Here is a 24,027-nt window from a genome sequence, read left to right on the forward strand (position 1 = left end):
CTACAATGGTCGGTACAGAGGGTTGCCAAGCCGCGAGGTGGAGCTAATCTCACAAAACCGATCGTAGTCCGGATCGCAGTCTGCAACTCGACTGCGTGAAGTCGGAATCGCTAGTAATCGCAAATCAGAATGTTGCGGTGAATACGTTCCCGGGCCTTGTACACACCGCCCGTCACACCATGGGAGTGGGTTGCACCAGAAGTAGCTAGTCTAACCTTCGGGAGGACGGTTACCACGGTGTGATTCATGACTGGGGTGAAGTCGTAACAAGGTAGCCGTAGGGGAACCTGCGGCTGGATCACCTCCTTAATCGAAGACATCAGCCTGCTGATGAGCTCCCACACGAATTGCTTGATTCATTGTGTAAAGACGATGCTGTAACGCGACCCTGTTATAGGTCTGTAGCTCAGTTGGTTAGAGCGCACCCCTGATAAGGGTGAGGTCGGCAGTTCAAATCTGCCCAGACCTACCAATTACTTGGTGCGGCCTAGTAAATGGGGCCATAGCTCAGCTGGGAGAGCGCCTGCCTTGCACGCAGGAGGTCAGCGGTTCGATCCCGCTTGGCTCCACCACTCTTTCAGGTTTCGCAGCACTGCTCAGAACTTAGAAATGAACATTCCGGTGTGAATGTTGATTTCTGACTTTTGTCAGATCGTTCTTTAAAAATTCGGATATGTGATAGATAGACTGAATACCAGTTTCACTGCTGGTTATTCAGGCTAAGGTAAAATTTGTGAGTTCTGCTCAGCAATGAGCGAAATGCGAATTTTCGGCGAATGTCGTCTTCACAGTATAACCAGATTGCTTGGGGTTATATGGTCAAGTGAAGAAGCGCATACGGTGGATGCCTTGGCAGTCAGAGGCGATGAAAGACGTGGTAGCCTGCGATAAGCTTTGGGGAGTCGGCAAACAGACTGTGATCCAGAGATCTCTGAATGGGGGAACCCAGCCAGCATAAGCTGGTTATCTTGTACTGAATACATAGGTGCAAGAGGCGAACCAGGGGAACTGAAACATCTAAGTACCCTGAGGAAAAGAAATCAACCGAGATTCCCTTAGTAGTGGCGAGCGAACGGGGACCAGCCCTTAAGCTGGTTTGAGATTAGTGGAACGCTCTGGAAAGTGCGGCCATAGTGGGTGATAGCCCCGTACACGAAAATCTCTTGCCAGTGAAATCGAGTAGGACGGAGCACGAGAAACTTTGTCTGAACATGGGGGGACCATCCTCCAAGGCTAAATACTACTGACTGACCGATAGTGAACCAGTACCGTGAGGGAAAGGCGAAAAGAACCCCGGAGAGGGGAGTGAAATAGAACCTGAAACCGTATGCGTACAAGCAGTGGGAGCCTACTTCGTTAGGTGACTGCGTACCTTTTGTATAATGGGTCAGCGACTTATATTCAGTGGCGAGCTTAACCGAATAGGGGAGGCGTAGCGAAAGCGAGTCTTAATAGGGCGCTTTAGTCGCTGGGTATAGACCCGAAACCGGGCGATCTATCCATGGGCAGGTTGAAGGTTAGGTAACACTGACTGGAGGACCGAACCGACTACCGTTGAAAAGTTAGCGGATGACCTGTGGATCGGAGTGAAAGGCTAATCAAGCTCGGAGATAGCTGGTTCTCCTCGAAAGCTATTTAGGTAGCGCCTCATGTATCACTGTAGGGGGTAGAGCACTGTTTCGGCTAGGGGGTCATCCCGACTTACCAAACCGATGCAAACTCCGAATACCTACAAGTGCCGAGCATGGGAGACACACGGCGGGTGCTAACGTCCGTCGTGAAAAGGGAAACAACCCAGACCGTCAGCTAAGGTCCCAAAGTCATGGTTAAGTGGGAAACGATGTGGGAAGGCTTAGACAGCTAGGAGGTTGGCTTAGAAGCAGCCACCCTTTAAAGAAAGCGTAATAGCTCACTAGTCGAGTCGGCCTGCGCGGAAGATGTAACGGGGCTCAAACCATGCACCGAAGCTACGGGTATCACCTTTGGTGATGCGGTAGAGGAGCGTTCTGTAAGCCTGTGAAGGTGAGTTGAGAAGCTTGCTGGAGGTATCAGAAGTGCGAATGCTGACATGAGTAACGACAATGCGAGTGAAAAACTCGCACGCCGAAAGACCAAGGTTTCCTGCGCAACGTTAATCGACGCAGGGTTAGTCGGTCCCTAAGGCGAGGCTGAAAAGCGTAGTCGATGGAAAACAGGTTAATATTCCTGTACTTCCAGTTATTGCGATGGAGGGACGGAGAAGGCTAGGCCAGCTTGGCGTTGGTTGTCCAAGTTTAAGGTGGTAGGCTGAGATCTTAGGCAAATCCGGGATCTCAAGGCCGAGAGCTGATGACGAGTGCTCATTAGAGCGCGAAGTGGTTGATGCCATGCTTCCAAGAAAAGCTCCTAAGCTTCAGATAACTGGGAACCGTACCCCAAACCGACACAGGTGGTTAGGTAGAGAATACCAAGGCGCTTGAGAGAACTCGGGTGAAGGAACTAGGCAAAATGGCACCGTAACTTCGGGAGAAGGTGCGCCGGTGAGGGTGAAGCACTTGCTGCGTAAGCCCACGCCGGTCGAAGATACCAGGCCGCTGCGACTGTTTATTAAAAACACAGCACTCTGCAAACACGAAAGTGGACGTATAGGGTGTGACGCCTGCCCGGTGCCGGAAGGTTAATTGATGGGGTTAGCGCAAGCGAAGCTCTTGATCGAAGCCCCGGTAAACGGCGGCCGTAACTATAACGGTCCTAAGGTAGCGAAATTCCTTGTCGGGTAAGTTCCGACCTGCACGAATGGCGTAACGATGGCGGCGCTGTCTCCACCCGAGACTCAGTGAAATTGAAATCGCTGTGAAGATGCAGTGTATCCGCGGCTAGACGGAAAGACCCCGTGAACCTTTACTATAGCTTTGCACTGGACTTTGAGCTTGCTTGTGTAGGATAGGTGGGAGGCTTTGAAGTGGGGACGCCAGTTCTCATGGAGCCATCCTTGAAATACCACCCTGGCAACCTTGAGGTTCTAACTCAGGTCCGTTATCCGGATCGAGGACAGTGTATGGTGGGTAGTTTGACTGGGGCGGTCTCCTCCCAAAGAGTAACGGAGGAGTACGAAGGTGCGCTCAGACCGGTCGGAAATCGGTCGTAGAGTATAAAGGCAAAAGCGCGCTTGACTGCGAGACACACACGTCGAGCAGGTACGAAAGTAGGTCTTAGTGATCCGGTGGTTCTGTATGGAAGGGCCATCGCTCAACGGATAAAAGGTACTCCGGGGATAACAGGCTGATACCGCCCAAGAGTTCATATCGACGGCGGTGTTTGGCACCTCGATGTCGGCTCATCACATCCTGGGGCTGAAGCCGGTCCCAAGGGTATGGCTGTTCGCCATTTAAAGTGGTACGCGAGCTGGGTTTAGAACGTCGTGAGACAGTTCGGTCCCTATCTGCCGTGGACGTTTGAGATTTGAGAGGGGCTGCTCCTAGTACGAGAGGACCGGAGTGGACGAACCTCTGGTGTTCCGGTTGTCACGCCAGTGGCATTGCCGGGTAGCTATGTTCGGAAGAGATAACCGCTGAAAGCATCTAAGCGGGAAACTTGCCTCAAGATGAGATCTCACTGGAGCCTTGAGCTCCCTGAAGGGCCGTCGAAGACTACGACGTTGATAGGTTGGGTGTGTAAGCGCTGTGAGGCGTTGAGCTAACCAATACTAATTGCCCGTGAGGCTTGACCATATAACACCCAAGCAATTTGCAAAGCGCAGATTGCGGTGGTGAAGACGAAAGAACCGAAAGTTCGCAGCTTCACAAATTCACATATCCGAATTCGCTGGAGTATCCATCTGGATGTTCTGGCAACAGAATTTCTTGACGACCATAGAGCATTGGAACCACCTGATCCCATCCCGAACTCAGCAGTGAAACGATGCATCGCCGATGGTAGTGTGGGGTTTCCCCATGTGAGAGTAGGTCATCGTCAAGATTCATTTCGCAAAACCCCTATCTGCGCGAGCAGGTAGGGGTTTTGTCTTTTCCGCGTTCCGAAAAGCAACGTCACCTCTGCTGTGGAATACACAACGTGGGAGCGGGCTTGCCCCGCGAAGGGCAAGTCCAGGCAACATCACTGCCTGCCTAGGGCCCTATCGCGGGGCAAGCCCGCTCCCACGCTATTCTGTTATTGCAGGGGATCGCGTGGCGTCTTTCAACCCCGCGCCAACTCGGCCAGATGCGCCTTGGCCTCTTCGCTCTTGAGCACCAGTACATCGCTTTCCAGCGAGTCCAGCACCACCTCCGCGGTATTGCCGATCAATGCCCCGGAGATCCCGGTCCGCGCCACGGTACCGACAATGGTCACCACGGCATCGAGCTTCTTCTCGGTATAGGGAATCAGCACATCTGCCGGCCCTTCGGCGATATGCAGGCGGTCATCGGTGATATCGAACTCCGCCTGGAACGCCAGGCATGCCTCGCGATAGCGTTTCTCGATGGTCTCGGTGAGCTGGTAGACCGGGTCCGCGGCCGACAGCATGGGCGAGGGATGGGCACTGATCACGTGCAGTTCGCCCTTGGCCAGGCTGGCGATGTCATAGCCATGGTCGATGATGCTGGCATGCAGCAGGCGATGGGCCTCGTCCTGGTTTCCGACATCCACGGCCGCCAGGATCTTGCCACCTGTCCATGGTCGCTCGCTCTTGACCATCAGCACCGCGCACGGGCATTCGCGCAGCAGTTTCCAGTCGCTGGGAGTGAGCAGTGCCTTGCGCAGCGGATTGTCCGGCCGATGTTCCTTGATCACCAATTCGCAGCCTTCGGCCTGCTGCACATGGATGATCGACTTGTGCAGGTTGTCCTTCCAGTGCTGCTCGTGGGTGACACTGTCGTAACCGTCGTCGTGCAACTGGCTGCTGAGCAAGCTGAGCAGCGCGTCATGATCCTGCTTCTTGTCGCACATCAGCAGGTGCAGGCGCGCGCCGGTCACCCCGGCGATCAGCTTGGCCCGAGTCAGGGCACGGCTGTGGGCGTGCTCGGGGTCGAGGACGACAAGGATGCTGCGTACGGCTTGCATGGGCGTGAACTCCCTTCAGAATGGCGGCCAATGCCTGACTATAGACGGCGCTGCTGCCGCTGCCGCTTGATATGTATCAAGCATAGTCACTGGCACTCGGCACGGTCGCCGGTATAATCGCCGGTCCTGCCGATGTCCTGTGTGATTGTGAGTGCCATGTCCCTGATTCCCGAAATCGACGCCTTCCTCGGTTGCCGTACCCCTGATGCCTGGATCGAGGCGGCGCTGGCCGACCAGGAGACCCTGCTGATCGATCACAAGAACTGCGAGAAAAAGGCGGCAATGCAACCACGAAATCGGAGAAACCATCATGCTGCCTGAAATTCACGATTTCCTGGCCTGCCGAACGCCTGATGCATGGGTTCAGGCTGCTCTAGAGCAGCAGGAGGTGATGCTGATTGACCATAAGAACTGTGAGTTCAAGGCTGCCAGCACTGCCTTGAGCTTGATCGCCAAGTACAACACCCACATCGACCTCATTAACATGATGTCGAGGTTAGCCCGCGAAGAGCTTGTGCATCATGAACAGGTGCTGCGCTTGATGAAGCGGCGTGGTATCCCGCTTCGTCCCATTTCGGCGGGACGCTATGCCTCGGGGCTTCGAAAGGTGGTGCGTGCCCATGAGCCTGCCAAACTGGTGGATACGCTAGTCGTAGGGGCTTTCATTGAGGCACGCAGTTGCGAACGGTTCGAGTCGTTGGTACCACATCTCGATGAAGAGCTTGGCCGGTTCTATCACGGCCTTCTGAAAAGCGAAGCACGGCATTTCCAAGGCTACCTGAAGCTGGCCTATCAATATGGTGATGACGCCGATGTGGCTAAAACGATTGAGAAGGTGCGTTCGGCAGAGGCTGAGTTGATCAACAGCCCAGATTGCGAGTTCAGATTCCACAGTGGCATACCTACCTGACTCCGTTTTCCTCGGTTAGGTCACTGCACTGTCCCTTTTTTAATCACAACGGTGATACCATCAAACCGCTTGGCTGGCGTGCTGATCGAACTGCGTAGCGGTGTCGAACCCAGTGTGCCCAGCGGCAGGGTCGTCTCATATGATGGCGCTGTCCGGGTCGCGTCCGAGATTGCAGTGAATGCATCAAGGTCTCCCGAAGGTAGGAAGGTTCGCCCGACTGCTATGTTGTATGCCGGAACTCCCACGAATGAAGTATCGGGGGCTCATCGGACGGTAGATAGCTTTAATTTCAGGGCGGGGCTTCGTGTGGGGCCGCATGGCGTGTCGCTGTCGGGCGCTCTCAGCGTTCGCTGGAGGGCTTTCGAGGCGAGGTTGACGGCAACCTTCAAAAAGGTAGCATTACCAAAGTGGAGAATAGTGCCGTGAATCAATCGTCATGCAAAAACGTGCCAATGTGGCATCCGGGGGGTTTGCCGTAGTGCTGTGCACCTTCTGCTTGGCTGGCGTGCTGATCGAACTGCGTAGCGGTGTCGAACCCAGTGTGCCCAGCGGCAGGGTCGTCTCATATGATGGCGCTGTCCGGGTCGCGTCCGAGATTGCAGTGAATGCATCAAGGTCTCCCGAAGGTAGGTAGTCCGTCTAGCAGTTGGGGTAGGTTTGCCGGTGAGCCCCAATGAACAGGACAGCGGGGATACATGGATGGTTGATCTCTTTCTGCAAGTTAGAAAAATGAAGACTCTTCAGAACGCTTGGCGTGTAGTAAAGTCAAGTGCGCAGTTTTCTTCATCTGAGGAAATTCGTAATAGCTCAAATGAATTCGAAGCTGACTCCATCTCAAATCTGCGTCGTATCCAGGCGCGGTTGAAAAGTGGTTCATTTGTTTTTAAACCTCAGAAAGGGATAGCGAAAAGGCGTGAAGGAAAAGACCCAAGGCCTCTGGTTATATCACCAATTGAAAATCGCATAGTGCAAAGGGCAGTGCTTGATGTGTTGCAAGCACATGTTTCATATGTTGATTCGGTTCTAAGTGTGCCGACTAGCTTTGGCGGGATCAGAGGGAAGTCTGTCGAGGCTGCGATTTTTCGGCTTAAGCAAGAGTTTGCCTTGGGGGCGAAATTTTATGTTCGCTCTGATATTCCTAGTTTTTTCACGAAGGTAAATCGTAGCTTGGTGCTTAATGAGATGCGTAAGCATGTGCCAAGTGATGATTTCTTTCGTTTGTTTCAGTCTTCGATTGAAACAACTCTTTCAAATCTGACGGATTTAAGTCGTCAGAGGCTGGCGGAGTTTTTCCCTATTGGTATGGATGGCGTTGCCCAAGGGTCACCTCTTTCGCCCTTGGTTGCAAATCTGTATTTGGCTGAATTTGATCGTGAAATGAATTCGGCTGGCGTAACGTGTATTCGCTATATTGATGATTTTGTCATTCTTGGCTCCACAGAAAAAGATGTTTCTTCTGCATTCAGGCGTGCGTCCGCAATCTTGAAGCGGGTAGGGCTCAACGCTTACTCACCGTATGAAGCAAGTGATAAGGCCTCCCACGGGCGTGTTTCTGATGGTTTTGATTTTCTAGGGTGCCAAGTAACCCCTGGTCTGGTGCAACCATGCAAGAAGGCTAGGGGGAATTTGTTATCCAAGATTGATGATGAGATCAGGCAGGCAAAATATGCTGCGAAGCACATTATTGATGGTGGGGAGCTGTTTGCTGTTGGCTGCTACGCCCAAGCAGTGACGAAAATTAACAGAATTGTCTGGGGTTGGGGAAAGTCATTCTCATTTTGCAATGGCGAGCAGTTGGCTAGAAGCCTCGATGAGAAAATATCTGAAAAGTTGAATCAGCTTGAGCTGGAAATAAAACGTGTCTTGGTTGGAGCTGACTACCGGATGCGTCAGAAGGTGATGGGGGTTAGCTTGCTGGAGGATATATTTCGACAGGAAGACAAGGCTTGATGGTTAATGGGGCCCCAATAGGGTTTAGTGCTAAAAATAGGGTGGTATGATTTTATACTACCCACCCCGCCATATTTCAATGAATTCACTTGTTCCATAGCCGCTTCACAGTGCTCAGGCTAACTCCCAAGGATGATGCAGTTTCTGACTGACTGTTACCTTGGGATTTATATTTCTTAACCTGCTCTGTTGACGCCGCGATTGGTCGGCCTAGCTTTTTACCTTGGGCTTTTGCGCGATCGAGCCCCGATGCCGTTCGCTCAATCAACAGGTCTCTTTCAAACTCTGCAACAGCGGCAATAACACTCATTGTCATCTTTCCTGCCGGGCTGGTCAGGTCAACGCCACCCAAAGCCAAGCAATGAACCTTGATTCCCAGGTTGGCTAGGTTCTCGACGGTTGTGCGTACATCCATTGCATTACGGCCAAGCCGATCTAGCTTTGTAACTAGTAAAATGTCTCCAGGCTCCATTCGCTGCATCAATGCAGTGAAGGCTTTTCGGTCGCTAGTAGGTATGCTGCCGGAAACGGTTTCTGTCACTACCCTGAAGGGTGCAATCTCAAAGCCTGCGGACTTGACTTCCTCAAGTTGGTTGTCAGTGGTTTGGTCGGATGTGCTCACACGAGCGTATAGAAATGTCCGGGACATGGTGTTGTTATTTGGTCTCAAAAAGGTGGTCTCATAATATATCGTGGTGTCAGAAAGGCAAGGCTGGTTTTTGAGCCTAGTTCTGTGGTGCAACTGTACAGGGTCAAAAACGGTCGTTTAAGACACCAGACTTGAAGAGTGCTGGCCATGGGCTATCGTTTGCTCGCCACCATCCAACGAGGGACACATATGGCGCTTTACAAAAACGGGGGGCTGTTAGCTCACTCCACACACGAAGCCTTTGATTCAACCCACAGCCCTGGGACGGCAGCGCCCCACCCAGGTATCTACCGTTGTACGGCTTGTGGTGATGAGATAGCGATAGCCGGAGGGCATACGTTGCCTCCGCAGAATCATCGTCAGCATGACCCGAATGCAGGACGAATTGCCTGGCAGCTACTGGTATTCCCAGTGCAGGCGTAGCGTCGCGCGAAAGGGTTAAGGGCTTGGGGTGGTGTTGCTCATTAGCAACTCCACCTCACTTATCAGTTGGGTAGGGGAGCAGGATAGAGCGCTCGCAAGCTTGAATAGGACCGTAATCGTCGGTTGATGGATACCGCGTTCGATCAGGCTGACGTAGTTGCGTTGGATGTCGGCTTCGTAGGATAGCTGCTCCTGCGTCAAACCGGCCTCCTTTCGTTTCTGCCGCAACACCTTCCCGAAAGCTTCCCCGATCTCCACGTTCCTGACTCCGGCCTAAAAGCCAGTCAATGTCCGGGATGGTCGTAGGAACGTCTTCACAGTATACTGGTAATTTATCCTTCTCTTGATGAGGTCGTGCTTTGAAAACCTACGTTGCTCTGTTCCTGGCAGCCATCAGCCTACCAACTGCTGCGGTCGCTGGGGTTTGCGCTTTCGAGTTCGGACTTGTCTGGTCTATCAGGCAGGCTACTGGTGTTGGTGTCCTGGTCTGCTCTGCGATTCTTCTACTCGCCTTGATCATGTTCCTATGGGGTGTGCCTGCGATGAGCAAGCGGCTTCGTTTGCAAACGATTGAGCCACGTATGTAATTGGACTTAAGGACAAGTCATGAAATTCAAAATGGCTGCTGTACTGGCGTTTGTTTCCGTAGCCGTAAATGCACAAGGTTTCACGTCCGGCGATGGTTCGGTTTTCAATGACCGACTACAAGAAATGCTTACCTCCACAGGTTGGAATTTTAAAGCAGCAACCAACGCTGGGCTGGTTGCTGATGAGTGGCGACTCAACCAAGCTGCTGCCCGGCTCAAGTACGGGGTACCAAAGATTTACTACGGTCGCGTAGATAAGGTTTTGGTAGACAACATGGGAACGTACTTCATAGTTGGAGCTGGGACACCGCATGCAGTCACTGTAGTTCTGGAGCGCTTTCAGGCTGGGCCATGGGAGCAGAAGAACAATCAGTACTTGATGACCGGCATGCAAAGCAGTTTGGAGTTTGCTTCACAGGTAAAACCTGGGGCGAATATGTACTTTCAGTGCAGACGCGCTGAGTTTGGACTAGGCGCGTATCTGGTTAACTGCCTAGCATTTTCCCCGCAGGTTGCGATGAAAGGGGTTGTACCCCAGATATCCCGTGGTGTTGATGTCGCCAGCCATTTCGATGAGTTGATCAAGGCACGAGCAGCAGAAGGCTGGGCACGTCCGCCGTCTGCTCGCCCCGGTCTTTCCGTGAAACTACGAATTTCTATGTTGCCAGACGGCACAATTCGAACGGTGGCTGTAGAGAAGGCCAGTGGCGATCATGCCTACGACCAGTCCGCCGTCAATGCAGTAAAGAACATCGGAGTTCTTCCAGAGGTTCAAGAAATGTCACGTGGTGAGTATTCCAACCATAGCAGTTTCAGTATTGTACTTACGCCACAGGATCTGACGTTTTAAATGGCTCTGTAGGCACCCTGGTGGCATTCTGGGGAGCGGCCTGTAGGGGTGCCATGGGGAGCCCTATAAAGCCGCTCAGATCGCACGCAGTGCTGCTTAATGGTCTGTCTTCATTGGTGGGTGGGTTAAGTTTCGGTTTTCCATCCACCCGCCATTGAGATAATGAAGATGTAACTGACCGGCTACCACTCCACATTTGGTGTCTACACAGTTTGGACCAGGTTTTGGCAATGTAGCTCATCCATTCGAAGTAGCGATCTTGGTCGTGTCGCGTGATTAGATAGTTACCATATCGGTCTTGGGTTGGCGGGATTATCGAGTAATCCGCCAGCCTGCCTGCTTTTTTCAGTTTGGCGTGAAGGTGGTGCAAACTGTAAATTCTATCTTTGCTGTCATCTATCACCAATGCATGGTGATGGTGCACACCCGTGTTGTCAGTTTCGCATACGGTAATTCGTGGTGGGTTGTAGCTGGACTTTTGTACAAAGAAATTTCGAATGTGTGCGCTGTACTCCGATAAGTTCATTAAGTCAGTGAAACGAGTTCGGATGTGGAAACCCCTGGGGGTTTTTAGGTTGCCTGGATTCATGTACGTGAGAACGTACAGTGCTTCTAGAATGTTTTCGTATGTTGGGTGTGCTGGATCGCACTTGATCTTGGAATCTTTGAATCGATCTTGGATGATGGTCTTTTGTCTTTTGAATGTCATTTCTTTTAACTTATTCTTGTCTCTGTATTCGTTTCTTGATTAGGATGTCCCTCTTCAGAAAGAGAATTAAAGATCATAGGGTTGGGCTGGCCTGCAAGCCGCAGCCTGTAGGCGTTTGGGTTTGATCTGGTACTTTGTAAGTCATGTTCCAGAACAGTCGTGGTTTCTTTTTCTTCTACCGTGGGATCGATTTATAAAAATCAGTGGTTTTCACATTCTGTGCTGTGCTGGTCTTCCTGTTGTCCTAGTTTAACTGACCTCCGTTCTTCAAGCATCTTACGGAGGGTGGTGGTTCGTCCGAGTGCGATGGTTCCCTGCTTGTTGAAAACGTGTTTTATCGTGTCGCCAACTAGCACCTTATATGCTTGTTTTTTCCGGTCGTATCCGGTGTAACTTGAGGAGCTGAATTCGTTCCCAGTGGTGTTGGCTTTGATTCGTCCATCGTTAAAGCAGGTTAGGTTGTAGTTTGCACTCTGTAGTAATGCGTTTAGACGCATCGGGTTATCTTCGATTAGTTCGTATTGGTAGTCCCATGCCTCTTCGTACCTGCAATGGTTTTCTTCGAGTTCAATGTTTAGTGCGTGCTTTTGATTTTCGAGTGCCCTGCGGCTTTCGATAGCGTTTGTGAGTTGTTGATTGAGTTCAGGTATAACGCCGTGGAGTGCTTGTAGATGCGTCAGGTTTTCAATGATTTTTGTTGCTTCTCGAAGTTTTCCATCAATTACTATAATTTCTTTTCTTTGAATGGTTAGTTGGGTTCTTTGCATGGCTGTTTCGACTGCTGATGTCGCGGTGTCTTGGCAGATGTGCATAAGAACTGGCACTGGGAACGATTTCCCGTTTGGGCATCGAGCGTCACCGAATTTACATCTGGTGCTACAGTGCATCGAAAATGGACTGTGTTTGTTTACTTTTATTTGCATGTTTGCACCGCACTCACCGCATTTGATGAGTCCTGAAAGGAAATAGGTGCGTGGGGCTGTGGCCGGTTTATATTCATCCTCGAACCGTTGTTGTACCTGATAAAACAGCTCTTCAGAAACAACGGCTGGGTAGATTTTGTGTTCTTTCCAGTATCCAATTGCTGTCTTGTTTGTGAGCCATCGCCTGATGGTGCTGGGGTTTATACGTTCAAATGCCGAATGCTTGCCTTTCAGGTTTCTAAGAATTCTTCTTTCGCCGAGCCCTGCCAAGGCGTCTTCAAATGCATCCTTAATTGCGGCAGCTATACCGTCTTTGAGTTTGCCGTCAGATGTTAACCATATGGGGGTTCTGCGCTTGGGAATGATTCCAGTTTTGGCGCTTTCTTCGCGTCTCCGATAACTTGCGCTGATGCGCTTAGATAAAGACTGGCTGTAATGGAAAGCCTGCTGGACTTTCCCGAGAAGAGTCCATATTTGATCTGTCTTGATGTCAGGGCCGTACGTTACTCCATCTTCTAGTGTTACGATCTTGACCTTTGACTTGATAATTTCGTTGATCAGGGAGAACATTTGCAGTTCGGGTAGCCTGCCGATCCTATCGATTGCTTCAACGAGGATGACGTCTCCTTCTCCTATTTCTTTCTGCTCGATAGCTTGCAACAACTTTCCGAAGCCATGTTTCAGGTGGTCACCCTTTGAAGCTGATCGGCCCAAATCTTGGAAGGTTTTCGGGTATATTTGGTATTCTTTGTTGTTGTTTATCCATTCTGCAATCAATTCTTTTTGGCGGGCTAGACTTGTACCTTTGCCTTGTTTGATACTAGAAAAGCGCGCATAGCCAACTGCGTAGGGCATCAATTGTCCTTCGTTGTAAAGTTGTTTGGTTGGGTTCGGGTGGTGCCTTTTATGTCTAAATTACACCACGAAAAATCCAGTTTCTAAACATTCAAGCATTTTAATTTCACTTGGTCCCACGGTTGGTAGGTACACCGCAGACAATAGCGAGTTCAAGGCGGCCAGCACCGCGCTGAGCCTGATCGCCAAGTACAACACCCACCTCGACCTGATCAACATGATGTCGCGTCTGGCCCGCGAGGAACTGGTGCACCACGAGCAGGTGCTGCGCCTGATGAAGCGCCGCGGCGTGCCGCTGCGTCCGGTCTCGGCCGGGCGCTATGCCTCGGGCCTGCGCCGGCTGGTGCGTGCCCATGAGCCGGTCAAGCTGGTGGATACCCTGGTGGTGGGGGCTTTCATCGAAGCGCGCAGCTGCGAGCGCTTCGCCGCCCTGGTGCCGCACCTGGACGAAGAGCTCGGCACCTTCTACCACGGCCTGCTCAAGAGCGAGGCTCGGCACTACCAGGGCTACCTGAAGCTGGCTCACCAGTACGGTGACGAAGCGGATATCGCCCGGGTGGTGGAGCAGGTGCGCGAGGCGGAGGCCGGGCTGATCACCTCACCCGACCAGGAGCTGCGCTTCCACAGCGGGATTCCGATGGCACAAGCGGCCTGAGCTATTGCCGGCGACCGAGCAGCAACCCGACCACAAGGCCAAAGCCTGCCGAGATCGCCACTGTCTGCCACGGGTGGCCACCGATGTACTCCTGGGTCGCCTCGACTGCGGGCTGCGCCTTGCGGCCCAGCCGGCCGGTGGCGTCTCGGGCCTGCCGCAGTTTCAGGCCGAGCTGCGCGCGCAGGCCTTCTGCTTCCTCTCCCACCAGCGACGCGCTGTCGCTGAGCAGTTTCTCGGACTCTTCGATCAAGGCCTGCAGCTCACTGAACACCTGATCCTTGATCTGGTCGTTGTCGGCTTGCGTGGCGGTTTTCCTGGCCATGTACACATCCTCGTGAAGGGTTGGGCGTTGAACAGTGGATGCCACGGCGCCGGGAAAGTTGCAGCGGCGTACCGATGGCGCGTCGCTACAGTGTAAGATAGCGCCCATTTTCCAGCGGCAGGTAATACCCCCATGAGTTTCAATCTGGCCAACATGAGCTTCCAGGAACGGGCGCAGATCGAGGCAGAGAAGGCCCGTTTGTTCGAGTACTGGCAGAACAACCTGGGCAAGGCCAAGGGCGAGGCGGCGCGGCTGATCGCGGAGAAGCCGCGGCGCAAGGGCAAGTGGGCCGAATGGGTGCGCGCCGAGCTCGACGGCATGTCGCCTGTGGAATTCAATCAGCTGGTACGCAGTGAAGTGAACAAGATGATGGCCGCCGCCAGCGCCAACCGCTGAGTCAGGCGGACACTTCCGGTACGGCGGCGCGCACCATTCGGCGTTCTTCAGACAGGAGTCCCCAAGATGCCAAGATCCATCGTTGCCGCCCTGCAGATCGGTTCGCTGCCTGCGGGCAAGGCCGCCACCCTGGAACAGATCCTCGGCTACGAGCAGGCCATCGGCAAGGCCGGCGCCAGCCTGGTGGTGATGCCCGAGGCGTTGCTCGGCGGCTACCCGAAAGGCGAGGGCTTCGGTACCCAGCTCGGCTATCGCCTGCCCGAAGGGCGTGAAGCCTTCGCCCGCTATTTCGCCAACGCCATCGATGTACCGGGTGCCGAAACCGAGGCGCTGGCCGGACTGTCGGCGCGCACCGGGGCGAGCCTGGTGCTCGGCGTGATCGAGCGCAGCGGCAACACCCTGTACTGCACCGTGCTGTTTTTCGAGCCTGAGGGCGGCCTGGTGGCCAAGCACCGCAAGCTGATGCCCACCGGCACCGAGCGGCTGATCTGGGGCAAGGGCGACGGCTCCACGCTGCCGGTGGTGGAGGGCCGCGTCGGGCGCATCGGCGCGGCGGTGTGCTGGGAGAACTACATGCCGCTGCTGCGCACCGCCATGTACGCCAAGGGCGTGCAACTGTGGTGCGCGCCGACGGTGGACGAGCGCGAGCTGTGGCAGGTCAGCATGCGCCATATCGCCGCCGAAGGACGCTGTTTTGTCATCAGCGCCTGCCAGGTGCAGGATTCACCGGCGGCGCTGGGCCTTGAGGTGGCCAACTGGCCGGCCGAGCGGCCGTTGATCAATGGCGGCAGCGTGATCGTCGGCCCCCTCGGCGAGGTGCTGGCCGGGCCGCTGGTGGGCGAGCGCGGGCTGCTCTGCGCCGAGGTCGATACCGACGACCTGGTGCGTGCGCGCTACGACTTCGATGTGGTCGGCCACTATGCGCGGCCGGATGTGTTCGAGCTCAGCGTGGACGAGCGTCCGCGTCCCGGCGTGCGCTTTGTCGGCTCCACCCGTGCTGGCGAGTGATCGTTCGTTTACCTGAGAACAGGTTTACCAGCCGGCATTGGTGGCGGCGGGCAGGTCGAGTTTGCCTTTGTCAGTGAAGCGCACGGTGCCCAGCGGGCCGCTCGCCAGTTTGCCACGCAGCACATAGGGCAGACCCTGCAGGGATTCAACCCGGCTCAGGCCATAGGCCTGGCGCAGGAAGGCGAAGGCGGTGATGCTCACCGGCACCACGATCACCGCTTCGTCATAGCGACCGATATGCCCGCGCTGATCGCTCACGCCGGCGGCCAGGGGCTGGTCATTGACTTCCAGGTTGAGGGCGATGCCGTTGAAATCCACCGGGGTTTCGTTGGGGTTCTGCACGCGGATCTTCACCGCCATGCGCAGCTCCAGGTCCTGGCCGGGCAGGGGATCGATGCCGATCACGCTGATATTCAGCGGGTCACGGCCCTGGAACAGGGCGCAGGCACTCAGGCCAAGGGTCAGCAGCAGGATCAGGCAGGCGCGGGCATACATGGTGATAGAGGCTCGGGACACGGGCGAGTCCTCAGTGTGGCAAATGCATGGCGCCGCAATCAAGGAATGTGCGGTTCCTGTGGGAGCGGGCTTGCCTGCGACGGACCGCAGACCGGCCCGATTCAAGCGAATGTACTGCGCAGATCCTCCATGAACGCCTGCTGCGCTTCACCGGGCTCCTGCCCACGGTGCCGCGCCAAGGTGAACGGCACCACGAAATCCAGTGTCGGGTCCAGTGCCCGCAACAGTCCCTGGGCTTCCCAGGGCGCGGCGCAGTGGCGGGGCAGGTAGCCAATATGCCGTCCCGACAGGATCAACGTCAGCGCGCTGTCGATCTGTTCCGCCACCGCCAGACTGCGCCTGCTCTGGAAGGGTTCGCCCTGCTTGAGAAAGCGGTAGGGATGGCAGACCTGGTCGGCCTCCAGCAATTGCTCGCGACTGATCCGGGCCTGGTCGAACAGTTCATGCCCCTGGCCACAGTAGAGTCGCTGGCGTTCCTCGAACAATGGCAGGTAATCGAATGCCGCCTGGTTGCCGGAGAAGTAGCTGATGGCGCAGTCCAGGCGCTGCTCCAGCAACAGCCGCTCGAGTTCGGCGGGTGGTGCGCAGGTCACCTCCAGGCGCACCTGCTCGTCACGTTGGCGAAACCGGGCGATGGCCCGGGCCAGGCGCAAGGTGACCTCGCGGTCCTGGTTCTCGGCCAGGCCAATGCGCAGCCTGCCGAGCAGGCGTCCGGCCACGCCGTTGGCCTGCTGGCGGAACTGCTCGATCTGCAGCAGCAGGCCGCGGGTCGCCTGGAGCAGCAGCTGGCCTTTCTCGGTCAGCCGGAAACCGCCCTTGCCACGGCTGCACAGGCGATAGCCCAGGCGGGTCTCGAGCCTGGCCATCTGCTGGCTGATGCTGGGCTGGCTGAGCCCCAGCACGCCCTGGGCGGCGCTGAAGCCGCCGGCCTCGACTACAGTGACGAACAGCCGCAGCAGGTGCAGGTCGGGGTCGTGCAGTTGTCCGAGCATCACATTGGTCCTGATGAATGTCAGCTTTGAATAGTTGCCATTTTTACAATGTAACCCGGCACGCATGCTGGCGGCATCCACCCCCACGCCGAGGTGCCCGCCATGCGTCGAACGTTGTGCCTGCTTTCATTGTTGATCGCCCTGCCGCTGCAGGCCGAGGAGAAGGTCGTCAACCTGTACAGCTGGGCCGACTATGTCGCCCCGCAAACCCTGGCGCGGTTCGAGCAGGAGACCGGCTACAAGGTCCGCTACGACACCTTTGACACCACCGAGGTGCTGGAGACCAAGCTGCTGACCGGCGGCAGTGGCTACGACGTGGTGGTGCCGTCGGCCACGGTACTGGCCCGGGCGCTCAAGGCCGGCGCCTTGCAGCCGCTCGATGCCCAGGCGCTGCCCGGCTACGCCAACCTCGACCCGGACCTGCTGGCCAAGCTGGCCGAGGCCGACCCCGGCAACCGCCATGCCGTGCCGTACACCTGGGGCACGCTGGGGCTGGGGGTGAATGTCGAGGCCGTGCGCCAGCGCCTCGGTGACGTGCCACTGGACAGCCTCGACCTGCTGTTCAAGCCCGAGTACGCCAGCCGCCTGAAGGACTGCGGAATCGCCATGCCGGACTCGCCCCAGGAGGTGATCGGCCTGACCCTCAACTACCTGGGCAAGGACCCGTACAGCCAGAGCAAGGCCGATCTGGACGCTGCCCAGGCGTTGTTGCAGCAGTTGCAGCCCTCGATCAGCTACGTGGCCAACGGTCGCCAGATCAACGACCTGGCCAACGGCAGCGTGTGCCTGGCGCTGACCTACAACGGCGACGCGGCCATGGCCGCCGACCAGGCCCGCCGCGCCGGCAAGCCGTTCGAGCTGATCTACCGCATCCCCCGCGAGGGCACGCTGGTCTGGCAGGACAACCTGGTGATTCCCAAGGACGCGCCGCATCCCGAGGCGGCCCGCGCCTTCATCGCCTTCATGCTGCGCCCCGAATCGGTGGCGGCACTGACCAACACGCTGTTCTTCGCCAACGCCAACCAGGCCGCCACGCCGCTGGTGGACGCGGCGATCCGCAACGACCCGGACATCTACCCGTCGGCCGAGGTGCGCCAGCGCCTGTTCGCCGACCGCAGCATGGCGTTGTCCGACCTGCGCCAGCGCAACCGCCTGTGGACCGCCTTCCGCAGCCGCCAGTGAACAACAACGACAGGAGACAGACCGTGGATCTCGCCCAGGACAACGACCAGGCCATGACCCGTGACAGCCTCTACGGCACCGCCGCCGAGAGCACCTATGCCGGTATCACCAGTTTTTCCCGGCGCCGCTACAGCCGCGACCTGCGCGGTGTTGATGTGGTGGTCAGCGGCGTGCCGTTCGACACCGCCACCAGCAACCGCCCCGGTGCGCGCTTCGGCCCGAGGGCGATTCGCGCCGCCTCGGTGCAGCAGGCCTGGGCCCGGCACTGGCCCTGGACGTTCGACCCGTTCGACCACCTGGCGGTGATCGACTACGGCGACTGCGCCTTCGACAGCGGCACGCCAGCGTCGGTGCCGGACAGCATCGAGGCGTATGCCGAGCGCATCCTCGAGGCCGGCTGCGCCATGCTCACCCTGGGTGGCGACCACTTCATCAGCTACCCGCTGCTCAAGGCTCATGCCAGCCGGCATGGCCCGCTGGCGCTGGTCCACTTCGACGCCCACAGCGACACCTGGCCGGACGAGGAGGGCAAGCGCATCGACCACGGCACCATGTTCTGGCACGCGGCGCGTGAAGGCCTGGTGGACCCGGCGCACTCGGTGCAGATCGGCCTGCGCACCACCAATGACGACAGCCAGGGATTCGCCATCCTCGATGCCCGCCAGGTGCATCGCCAGGGCACCGAGGCGATCATCGCGGCGATCCGCCAGCGGGTGGGGGACAGGCCGGTGTACCTGACTTTCGACATCGACTGCCTGGACCCGGCCTTCGCGCCCGGTACCGGCACGCCGGTATGCGGCGGACTGAGCACGGTGCAGGCGCTGGAGATCCTCGGCGGCTTGCGCGGGATCAACCTGGTGGGCATGGACCTGGTGGAGGTGGCGCCGGCCTATGATCACGCCGATATCACCGCGCTGGCCGGGGCGACGCTGGCAATGGAGATGCTGTGCCTGTATGCGGCGCGGCACAAGGTGGATATAGCAAGGTAGCGCCGGGGCCGCTTTGCGGCCCTTTCCGGCCGGTCCGACGCCTCGGCAAGGCCGCTCTCATGGAACAAAACATAATTCTTTGATTTGACTGGGGCAGCGTGGGAGCGGGCTTGCCCCGCGATGTGGCGTTTGGCACCGGCTTCGCCGGTGATCGCGGGGCCAGCCCGCTCCCACGCTGGACCCCTGTTCCCCGCGTGACAGCCCAGTCCAAGGGGCCATACTGAAACATCAGGACCCATATTCATCCTTTTGCGTCGAACCCTGCGCGCTTTAGGCTATCCAACCCTGGAGCGCGCCTTTTCGTACCGGAGGTGAAGCATGAACCCCACCCTGCCAATCCTGGGCCTCGGCCTGTTGCTGGCCATGCCGCTCCAGGCTGCGCCCCTGCCGGCGCCGTTGCTTGCCGCCAACGACAGCAACAATCCGTACAACAGCCCGATCATGCGTGCCAACCCCAACAGCCGCCAGGGCAGCGTGCCCGCCACGCCGCCGGTGCGCGGCCCGTCCACGCAGCCCAACCCGCGCCCGCCGACCCTCGACAACCGGGGTATCGGCAATGGCGACAACCTGCGCCGCGAGCTGCAGACCCCGAACCTGGAACCCACCCGGCCACCACGCGATTCGCTGCGCGTGCCGTGAGCCCTATCGAAGGAATCGAGCATGACGCCACGTACCTGGTTGACCACCCTGGCCGCCGCCGGCCTGTTTCCGCTGTTGGCCCAGGCGGCCGCCGAGCAGCAATTTCCCAGTGAAGAGGGGCAACTGATCGTCAGTACCGTCGCCGACGGTCTGCGCAACCCCTGGGCCCTGGCCTTCCTGCCGGGTGGCAAGGACATGCTGGTGAGCGAACGCCCCGGCAATCTGCGCATCGTCAGCGCCGAGGGCAAGGTCGGCCCGCCATTGTCCGGCGTGCCCAAGGTGTGGGCCGAAGGCCAGGGTGGCCTGCTCGACGTGGTGCTGTCGCCGGACTTCGCCAAGGACCGAACGGTCTATCTGTCATTCGCCGAGGAAGGCCCCGACGGCAGGGCGGGAACTGCGGTCGGCCGTGGCCAGCTGTCCCAGGACCGGGCCCGTCTGGAGAACTTCACGGTGATTTTCCGCCAGCAGCCCAAGCTCTCCGAAGGCAATCATTTCGGTTCGCGGTTGGTGTTCGACCGCGACGGTTACCTGTTCATCGCCCTGGGCGAGAACAACCAGCGGCCCACTGCCCAGGACCTGGACAAGCTGCAGGGCAAGATCGTGCGCATCCTGCCCGATGGCGAGGTGCCCAATGACAACCCCTTCGTCGGCCGCGACAATGTGCGCCCGGAAATCTGGTCGTTCGGCCACCGCAACCAGCAGGGCGCGGCGTTGAACCCCTGGACCGGCCAGCTGTGGACCCACGAGCACGGCCCCCGTGGTGGCGACGAGATCAACATTCCGCGGCCCGGCAAGAACTACGGTTGGCCGATCGCCACCCATGGCATCAATTACTCGATGCTGCCGATCCCGGAAGCCAAGGGCAAGCATGTCGAGGGCATGGTCGACCCGCATCATGTGTGGGAGAAGTCGCCAGGTATCAGCGGCATGGCGTTCTACGACAGCCCGACGTTCAAGGCGTGGGACCACAACCTGTTCATTGGCGCGCTGGCGACCCAGGAGTTGATTCGTTTGCAGCTCGATGGTGACAAGATCGTGCATGAAGAGCGCTTGTTGGGCGATCTCAAGGCGCGTATCCGTGACGTGCGGGTGGGGCCGGATGGCTATGTGTATGTGCTGACCGATGCCAAGGATGGGGCATTGCTGAAGGTGGGGTTGACGGGCGGTTGATGCCTGAGGGGGCCTATCGCGGGGCAAGCCCGCTCCCACGCACGATAGGGGCGAAAGTGTCGTACCATGGCTGGCATGACGCCCGAATCCCTCTATCTCCAAGCTCTCAACGAACGCGGTTTCTTCCCCGACCCGGCCCAGGCGGCCGTCGTCACCGCATTGCAGGCCTGTTTCGACGCCCTGGGCCAGGATAAACCGACCCAGGGCCTGTACCTCTGGGGCCCGGTCGGCCGCGGCAAGACCTGGTTGATGGACCTGTTCCACCGTTCATTAAAGCTTTCGGCACGGCGCCAGCACTTCCACCACTTCATGGCCTGGGTCCACCAGCGCCTGTTCCAGCTCAACGGCACCGCCGACCCGCTCAAGGCCCTGGCCCGCGAGTTGGCCGGCGAGATCCGCGTGCTGTGTTTCGACGAGCTGTTCGTCAGCGATATCGGTGATGCGATCATCCTCGGCCGGTTGTTCCAAGTGCTGTTCGACCAGGGCGTGGTAATCGTCGCCACCTCCAACCAGCCCCCCGACCAGCTGTACCGCGACGGCTTCAACCGCGAGCGCTTCCTGCCGGCCATTGCCGCCATCGAGCAGCATATGCGCGTGCTGTCGGTAGCCGGAGAGCAGGACCATCGCCTGCATCCGGGGGCTCGGCTGCAGCGCTACTGGGTGGCACCTGCGGGCGGTGGCGGGGCGCTGGCGGCGGTGTTCGACCAGTTGAGCCCGGATGACCTCGGTAGCACGCAGGCCGTTCAGATTGGTTCGCGCCATGTCCAGGTGGTGCGCCACAGCGGACGGGCGCTCTGGTGCCGATTTGCCGATCTGTGCGAGCAGCCCCTGGCCGCCATGGACTTCATGGCGCTGTGCGACCGTTACCCGGCCATTCTGCTCAGTGATGTGCCGGCCCTGGGCGGCGTGCAGCAGGCCGGGCGTATCGCCCGTGGGACTGAAGATGGTGCGGCCCGCGTCGAGGCCGGAGACCGCGAACTGCCGACCCTGGCGCCCAAGGATGACAGCGTGCGGCGCTTCATCGCGCTGGTCGACGAGTGCTACGACCGTCGTGTGGCGTTGTACCTGGAGGCCGAGGTTCCGCTGGAAGCGCTCTACACTCAAGGGTATCTGGCGTTCCCGTACCAACGAACCCTGAGCCGGCTACGGGAGATGCAACTGCAACGCTTCGCCTGAAGGAGTCGACCATGGAGCCGCTGTCGCATCATCTGCTGACCCAGGCCTACAACAATGGCTGGGCCAACCACCGCCTGTACAAGGCTTGCCTGCAACTGACCCAGGACGAGTTCGTCGCCCCCCGCTGCAGCTTCTTCCCCTCGATCAAGGCCACCCTCAACCACCTGTTGACGGTGGACTGGTTCTACCTGGACGCGCTGGAGTGCGAGCAGCGTGGTGAAGCGCCCGATCCTGACGGCGAGCGCTTCTTCGTGCCTGAGCAACCTTTTGCCACGTGCACCGACCTGCACGCCCAGCAGGTTCAGGCCGATCAGCGACTGATCACCTATTGCCGGCAGTTGCGTGATGACCAGCTCGGACGCTATGTCAGCATCGCGCGGCCAGAGCGGATGCAGCATGAGCCGCGCCTGCGCTTGTTGTCGCACCTGTTCGAACACCAGATCCATCACCGTGGCCAGGTACATGCGATGCTCAGTGACACGTCGATCAGGCCTCCGCAGTTGGATGAATTCTTCTGCGAGGAGGAGGCCTCGCTGCGCGCCGAGGACTTTGCCGCCCTGGGCTGGAGCGAGGCGCAGATCTGGGCGCAGCGCTGAACGCGGCTCAAGGCGTTTCGCTGTCGGCCAGGTCGTGGGCGGCCTGAACCAGCTGTTCCAGCTGGTGATGCACCATGGCGCGGTCCATCTGGACCAGGGGCTGGCGGTTCCACAGCACGTGCATGCCCGTGAGCGGATCGACCCCGAGCATGGGTTTGCACAGGTCCTGGCAAAACAGGTTCTGCTGGCCCCAGCCCACGCCATCGGTGGCGGGTAGTTCGATGAACATCAGCAACTGGTCGGCAGGGTGCTCGGTCACGTTGCACACATGGGTGCCTACCCGCAGGCTGATCACGGGCTCGAAGGCCACAGGGGGCTCCAGTTTCAAGGCCGCGTACAGCTGGGTCAGTGCATAGTCATAGTTCGTGCCTGGCATGGCGAATTCTCGTTGGAGGGGGCCGCCACGGTAACGACCGCGTCGCCTGCTCGACTATCGGAGGCTGTCGTCATTTTTTAGCTGTCGGCGCTCTCCCGCTTTCTGCTGTGCGCCAAGCTCGGCGAACTTCCTACAAGCGATGGCGAAATGCCTCTGTCCATGCGAGGACAATCCCTGCGTTCAAGCGTGGGAGGGCATCGTAGCCTATGGCCATGACTACACCGGTTGAGCTTCGACGTGGTGTGTAAAGGGGCCTACGGGAAGTGAGCCTGGTGCGAGAGGGATTTCTCCAGTTGAGGACTGGTGTGTGCAAGGGCGGCAGTTGGATGTTGTCGGGGCGGGTTTTGCGTCCCAGGGTCAGGAAGGCTTCTACGCGATCATGGCAGGCGAGCTGGCCGTGCGCGAAAAAGACAACGTCATCGATCTACAGGCCGGCGAACTGCTGTTCGTCAAACGTGGCACCTACCTGGTGGCGACCCGATGGCAGGCGTGCCAGGTGCTGTGGCTGCCGCTGGACGTGAATTTCGTGCAGGCGTTCATGCAGCGTCACGGCCAGGAAATGAGCCATCTCGAGCGCTGCGGCGAACCCGGCGTGAATACCCTGCGCCTTCATCCCTGCACCTTGGCGCAGGAATGCGTGACCCGTCTGGCGGCGCTCGAAGGCGAGGGGACGTCGTCGATGCTGGCGATGCTGCGCCTGGAGGAGCTGCTGTTGCTGCTGGTGTTTGGGGCGCAAGGTCGGACGCTACTGGCGGCCCTGCGCCAACAGGGCAATCGCCATGTCGATCGGCTGCACGCCTTCATGGAGCAGCATTACCTGCGCGATTGGCGCCTGGACCAGTACGCCGAGGCTTTCGGGCTGGGCCTGACGGCGTTCAAGAGCCTGTTCTGCTCCTTCTACAACTGCTCGCCACGGGCCTGGATCACCGAGCGCAGGATCGTCCATGCGCATCACCTGCTGCTGAACACGCGTATGAGCATTGTCGATATCGCCATGGAAAGCGGCTTTTCCAGCCAGTCGTATTTCAGCCAGAGCTATCGCCGGCGTTTCGGCTGTACGCCCAGTGACGCCCGTCGCTAGACATCCCCCTGAGTTCGCATGGACAAGACCTGC

The 24,027-nt window shown here is 57.9% G+C and carries 21 protein-coding genes, 2 tRNA genes, 3 rRNA genes and 1 pseudogene (1 of these 27 only partly in view); 19 read left to right on the top strand and 8 right to left on the bottom strand.

What is annotated here, in order from left to right:
- From K2O50_RS09305 to rrf, 5 genes are all read left to right on the top strand, one after another.
- Positions 1–309 (top strand): 16S ribosomal RNA (locus K2O50_RS09305) (it extends 1,228 nt beyond the left edge of the window).
- A gap of 86 nt (positions 310–395) precedes the next feature.
- Positions 396–472: transfer RNA gene (locus tag K2O50_RS09310), tRNA-Ile, on the top strand.
- A 24-nt stretch (positions 473–496) separates the two neighbouring features.
- Positions 497–572, top strand: a tRNA-Ala gene (locus K2O50_RS09315).
- Positions 573–817: 245 nt separating this feature from the next.
- Positions 818–3,710: ribosomal RNA gene (locus K2O50_RS09320) — 23S ribosomal RNA — on the top strand.
- Between the two features lie 131 nt (positions 3,711–3,841).
- Positions 3,842–3,957, top strand: a 5S ribosomal RNA gene (gene rrf / locus K2O50_RS09325).
- The 16S, 23S and 5S rRNA genes sit together here with 2 tRNA genes alongside, the layout of an rRNA operon.
- Before the next feature lie 219 nt (positions 3,958–4,176).
- Here rrf and K2O50_RS09330 read toward each other — a convergent pair.
- Positions 4,177–5,040 (bottom strand): universal stress protein, encoded by an 864-nt coding sequence (locus tag K2O50_RS09330; protein WP_050704888.1) that lies wholly within the window; start codon positions 5,038–5,040, stop codon positions 4,177–4,179.
- Positions 5,041–5,196: 156 nt separating this feature from the next.
- On the opposite strand from K2O50_RS09330, the gene miaE reads away from it, so the two are divergent.
- From miaE to K2O50_RS09345, 3 genes are all read left to right on the top strand, one after another.
- Positions 5,197–5,361, top strand: a complete 165-nt coding sequence (gene miaE / locus K2O50_RS09335; RefSeq protein ID WP_409077811.1) for a tRNA isopentenyl-2-thiomethyl-A-37 hydroxylase MiaE — start codon at positions 5,197–5,199, stop codon at positions 5,359–5,361.
- On the top strand, positions 5,351–5,950 hold the full coding sequence (locus K2O50_RS09340; protein ID WP_220689997.1) for a tRNA-(ms[2]io[6]A)-hydroxylase: 600 nt from the start codon (positions 5,351–5,353) through the stop codon (positions 5,948–5,950). The genes miaE and K2O50_RS09340 overlap by 11 nt, the downstream gene beginning before the upstream one ends.
- A 699-nt stretch (positions 5,951–6,649) precedes the next feature.
- The gene (locus K2O50_RS09345) at positions 6,650–7,900 is read left to right on the top strand and encodes a reverse transcriptase domain-containing protein (protein WP_220689998.1); all 1,251 of its coding nucleotides are present in this window, start codon (positions 6,650–6,652) and stop codon (positions 7,898–7,900) included.
- Positions 7,901–7,985: 85 nt separating this feature from the next.
- Here K2O50_RS09345 and K2O50_RS09350 read toward each other — a convergent pair whose 3' ends face one another.
- Together K2O50_RS09350 and K2O50_RS09355 are read right to left on the bottom strand one after the other, a co-directional pair.
- A complete protein-coding gene (locus K2O50_RS09350; RefSeq protein WP_220689999.1) occupies positions 7,986–8,549 on the bottom strand; it encodes a recombinase family protein in 564 nt (187 codons plus the stop codon).
- A 438-nt stretch (positions 8,550–8,987) separates the two neighbouring features.
- The gene (locus K2O50_RS09355) at positions 8,988–9,230 is read right to left on the bottom strand and encodes a helix-turn-helix domain-containing protein (RefSeq protein ID WP_220690000.1); all 243 of its coding nucleotides are present in this window, start codon (positions 9,228–9,230) and stop codon (positions 8,988–8,990) included.
- Positions 9,231–9,578: 348 nt separating this feature from the next.
- On the opposite strand from K2O50_RS09355, the gene K2O50_RS09360 reads away from it, so the two are divergent.
- The gene (locus K2O50_RS09360) at positions 9,579–10,409 is read left to right on the top strand and encodes a TonB family protein (RefSeq protein ID WP_220690001.1); all 831 of its coding nucleotides are present in this window, start codon (positions 9,579–9,581) and stop codon (positions 10,407–10,409) included.
- A 909-nt stretch (positions 10,410–11,318) separates the two neighbouring features.
- Here the strand turns inward: K2O50_RS09360 and K2O50_RS09365 are convergent.
- Entirely contained in the window at positions 11,319–12,896 is a 1,578-nt protein-coding gene (locus K2O50_RS09365; protein WP_220690002.1) for a recombinase family protein, read from the bottom strand.
- Between the two features lie 142 nt (positions 12,897–13,038).
- On the opposite strand from K2O50_RS09365, the pseudogene K2O50_RS09370 reads away from it, so the two are divergent.
- Positions 13,039–13,551 (top strand): annotated as a pseudogene (locus tag K2O50_RS09370) (tRNA-(ms[2]io[6]A)-hydroxylase); the annotation flags it as partial.
- 1 nt (position 13,552) lies between these two features.
- On the opposite strand, the gene K2O50_RS09375 reads toward K2O50_RS09370, so the two are convergent.
- A complete protein-coding gene (locus K2O50_RS09375) occupies positions 13,553–13,873 on the bottom strand; it encodes a YqjD family protein (RefSeq protein ID WP_050704890.1) in 321 nt (106 codons plus the stop codon).
- A gap of 132 nt (positions 13,874–14,005) precedes the next feature.
- On the opposite strand from K2O50_RS09375, the gene K2O50_RS09380 reads away from it, so the two are divergent.
- Positions 14,006–14,269, top strand: a complete 264-nt coding sequence (locus K2O50_RS09380; RefSeq protein WP_050704891.1) for a hypothetical protein — start codon at positions 14,006–14,008, stop codon at positions 14,267–14,269.
- 66 nt (positions 14,270–14,335) lie between these two features.
- Positions 14,336–15,277 carry a carbon-nitrogen hydrolase family protein gene (locus K2O50_RS09385; RefSeq protein WP_050704892.1) on the top strand — a complete coding sequence of 314 codons (942 nt, stop codon included), beginning with the start codon at positions 14,336–14,338 and terminating at the stop codon, positions 15,275–15,277.
- A 24-nt stretch (positions 15,278–15,301) separates the two neighbouring features.
- On the opposite strand, the gene K2O50_RS09390 is transcribed toward K2O50_RS09385, so the two are convergent.
- Both K2O50_RS09390 and K2O50_RS09395 read right to left on the bottom strand, forming a co-directional pair.
- Positions 15,302–15,772 carry an LEA type 2 family protein gene (locus K2O50_RS09390; protein WP_050704893.1) on the bottom strand — a complete coding sequence of 157 codons (471 nt, stop codon included), beginning with the start codon at positions 15,770–15,772 and terminating at the stop codon, positions 15,302–15,304.
- Between the two features lie 122 nt (positions 15,773–15,894).
- Positions 15,895–16,785 carry a LysR family transcriptional regulator gene (locus tag K2O50_RS09395; protein ID WP_050704894.1) on the bottom strand — a complete coding sequence of 297 codons (891 nt, stop codon included), beginning with the start codon at positions 16,783–16,785 and terminating at the stop codon, positions 15,895–15,897.
- A 102-nt stretch (positions 16,786–16,887) separates the two neighbouring features.
- Between K2O50_RS09395 and K2O50_RS09400 the strand changes: the two genes are divergently transcribed.
- The 6 genes from K2O50_RS09400 to K2O50_RS09425 all read left to right on the top strand — a co-directional run bounded on the left by K2O50_RS09400 (position 16,888) and on the right by K2O50_RS09425 (position 22,537).
- On the top strand, positions 16,888–17,967 hold the full coding sequence (locus K2O50_RS09400; RefSeq protein WP_050704895.1) for an extracellular solute-binding protein: 1,080 nt from the start codon (positions 16,888–16,890) through the stop codon (positions 17,965–17,967).
- A gap of 23 nt (positions 17,968–17,990) precedes the next feature.
- On the top strand, positions 17,991–18,956 hold the full coding sequence (gene speB, locus K2O50_RS09405; protein ID WP_050704896.1) for an agmatinase: 966 nt from the start codon (positions 17,991–17,993) through the stop codon (positions 18,954–18,956).
- A 318-nt stretch (positions 18,957–19,274) separates the two neighbouring features.
- Positions 19,275–19,595, top strand: a complete 321-nt coding sequence (locus tag K2O50_RS09410; RefSeq protein ID WP_050704897.1) for a hypothetical protein — start codon at positions 19,275–19,277, stop codon at positions 19,593–19,595.
- Positions 19,596–19,616: 21 nt separating this feature from the next.
- Positions 19,617–20,765 (top strand): PQQ-dependent sugar dehydrogenase, encoded by a 1,149-nt coding sequence (locus K2O50_RS09415; RefSeq protein ID WP_050704898.1) that lies wholly within the window; start codon positions 19,617–19,619, stop codon positions 20,763–20,765.
- Positions 20,766–20,840: 75 nt separating this feature from the next.
- Entirely contained in the window at positions 20,841–21,941 is a 1,101-nt protein-coding gene (gene zapE / locus K2O50_RS09420) for a cell division protein ZapE (protein WP_050704918.1), read from the top strand.
- Between the two features lie 11 nt (positions 21,942–21,952).
- Entirely contained in the window at positions 21,953–22,537 is a 585-nt protein-coding gene (locus tag K2O50_RS09425; protein WP_050704899.1) for a DinB family protein, read from the top strand.
- A gap of 7 nt (positions 22,538–22,544) precedes the next feature.
- On the opposite strand, the gene K2O50_RS09430 is transcribed toward K2O50_RS09425, so the two are convergent.
- Positions 22,545–22,913, bottom strand: coding sequence for a CesT family type III secretion system chaperone (locus tag K2O50_RS09430; protein WP_050704900.1), 369 nt, complete (start codon positions 22,911–22,913; stop codon positions 22,545–22,547).
- Positions 22,914–23,292: 379 nt separating this feature from the next.
- Here K2O50_RS09430 and K2O50_RS09435 point away from each other — a divergent pair, with 379 nt between their 5' ends.
- Positions 23,293–23,994, top strand: a complete 702-nt coding sequence (locus tag K2O50_RS09435) for a helix-turn-helix transcriptional regulator (RefSeq protein WP_050704901.1) — start codon at positions 23,293–23,295, stop codon at positions 23,992–23,994.
- The last annotated feature ends 33 nt before the right edge of the window (positions 23,995–24,027 follow it).

Source organism: Pseudomonas sp. 2hn (assembly GCF_019646095.1).
GTDB classification, from domain to species: domain Bacteria; phylum Pseudomonadota; class Gammaproteobacteria; order Pseudomonadales; family Pseudomonadaceae; genus Aquipseudomonas; species Aquipseudomonas peradeniyensis.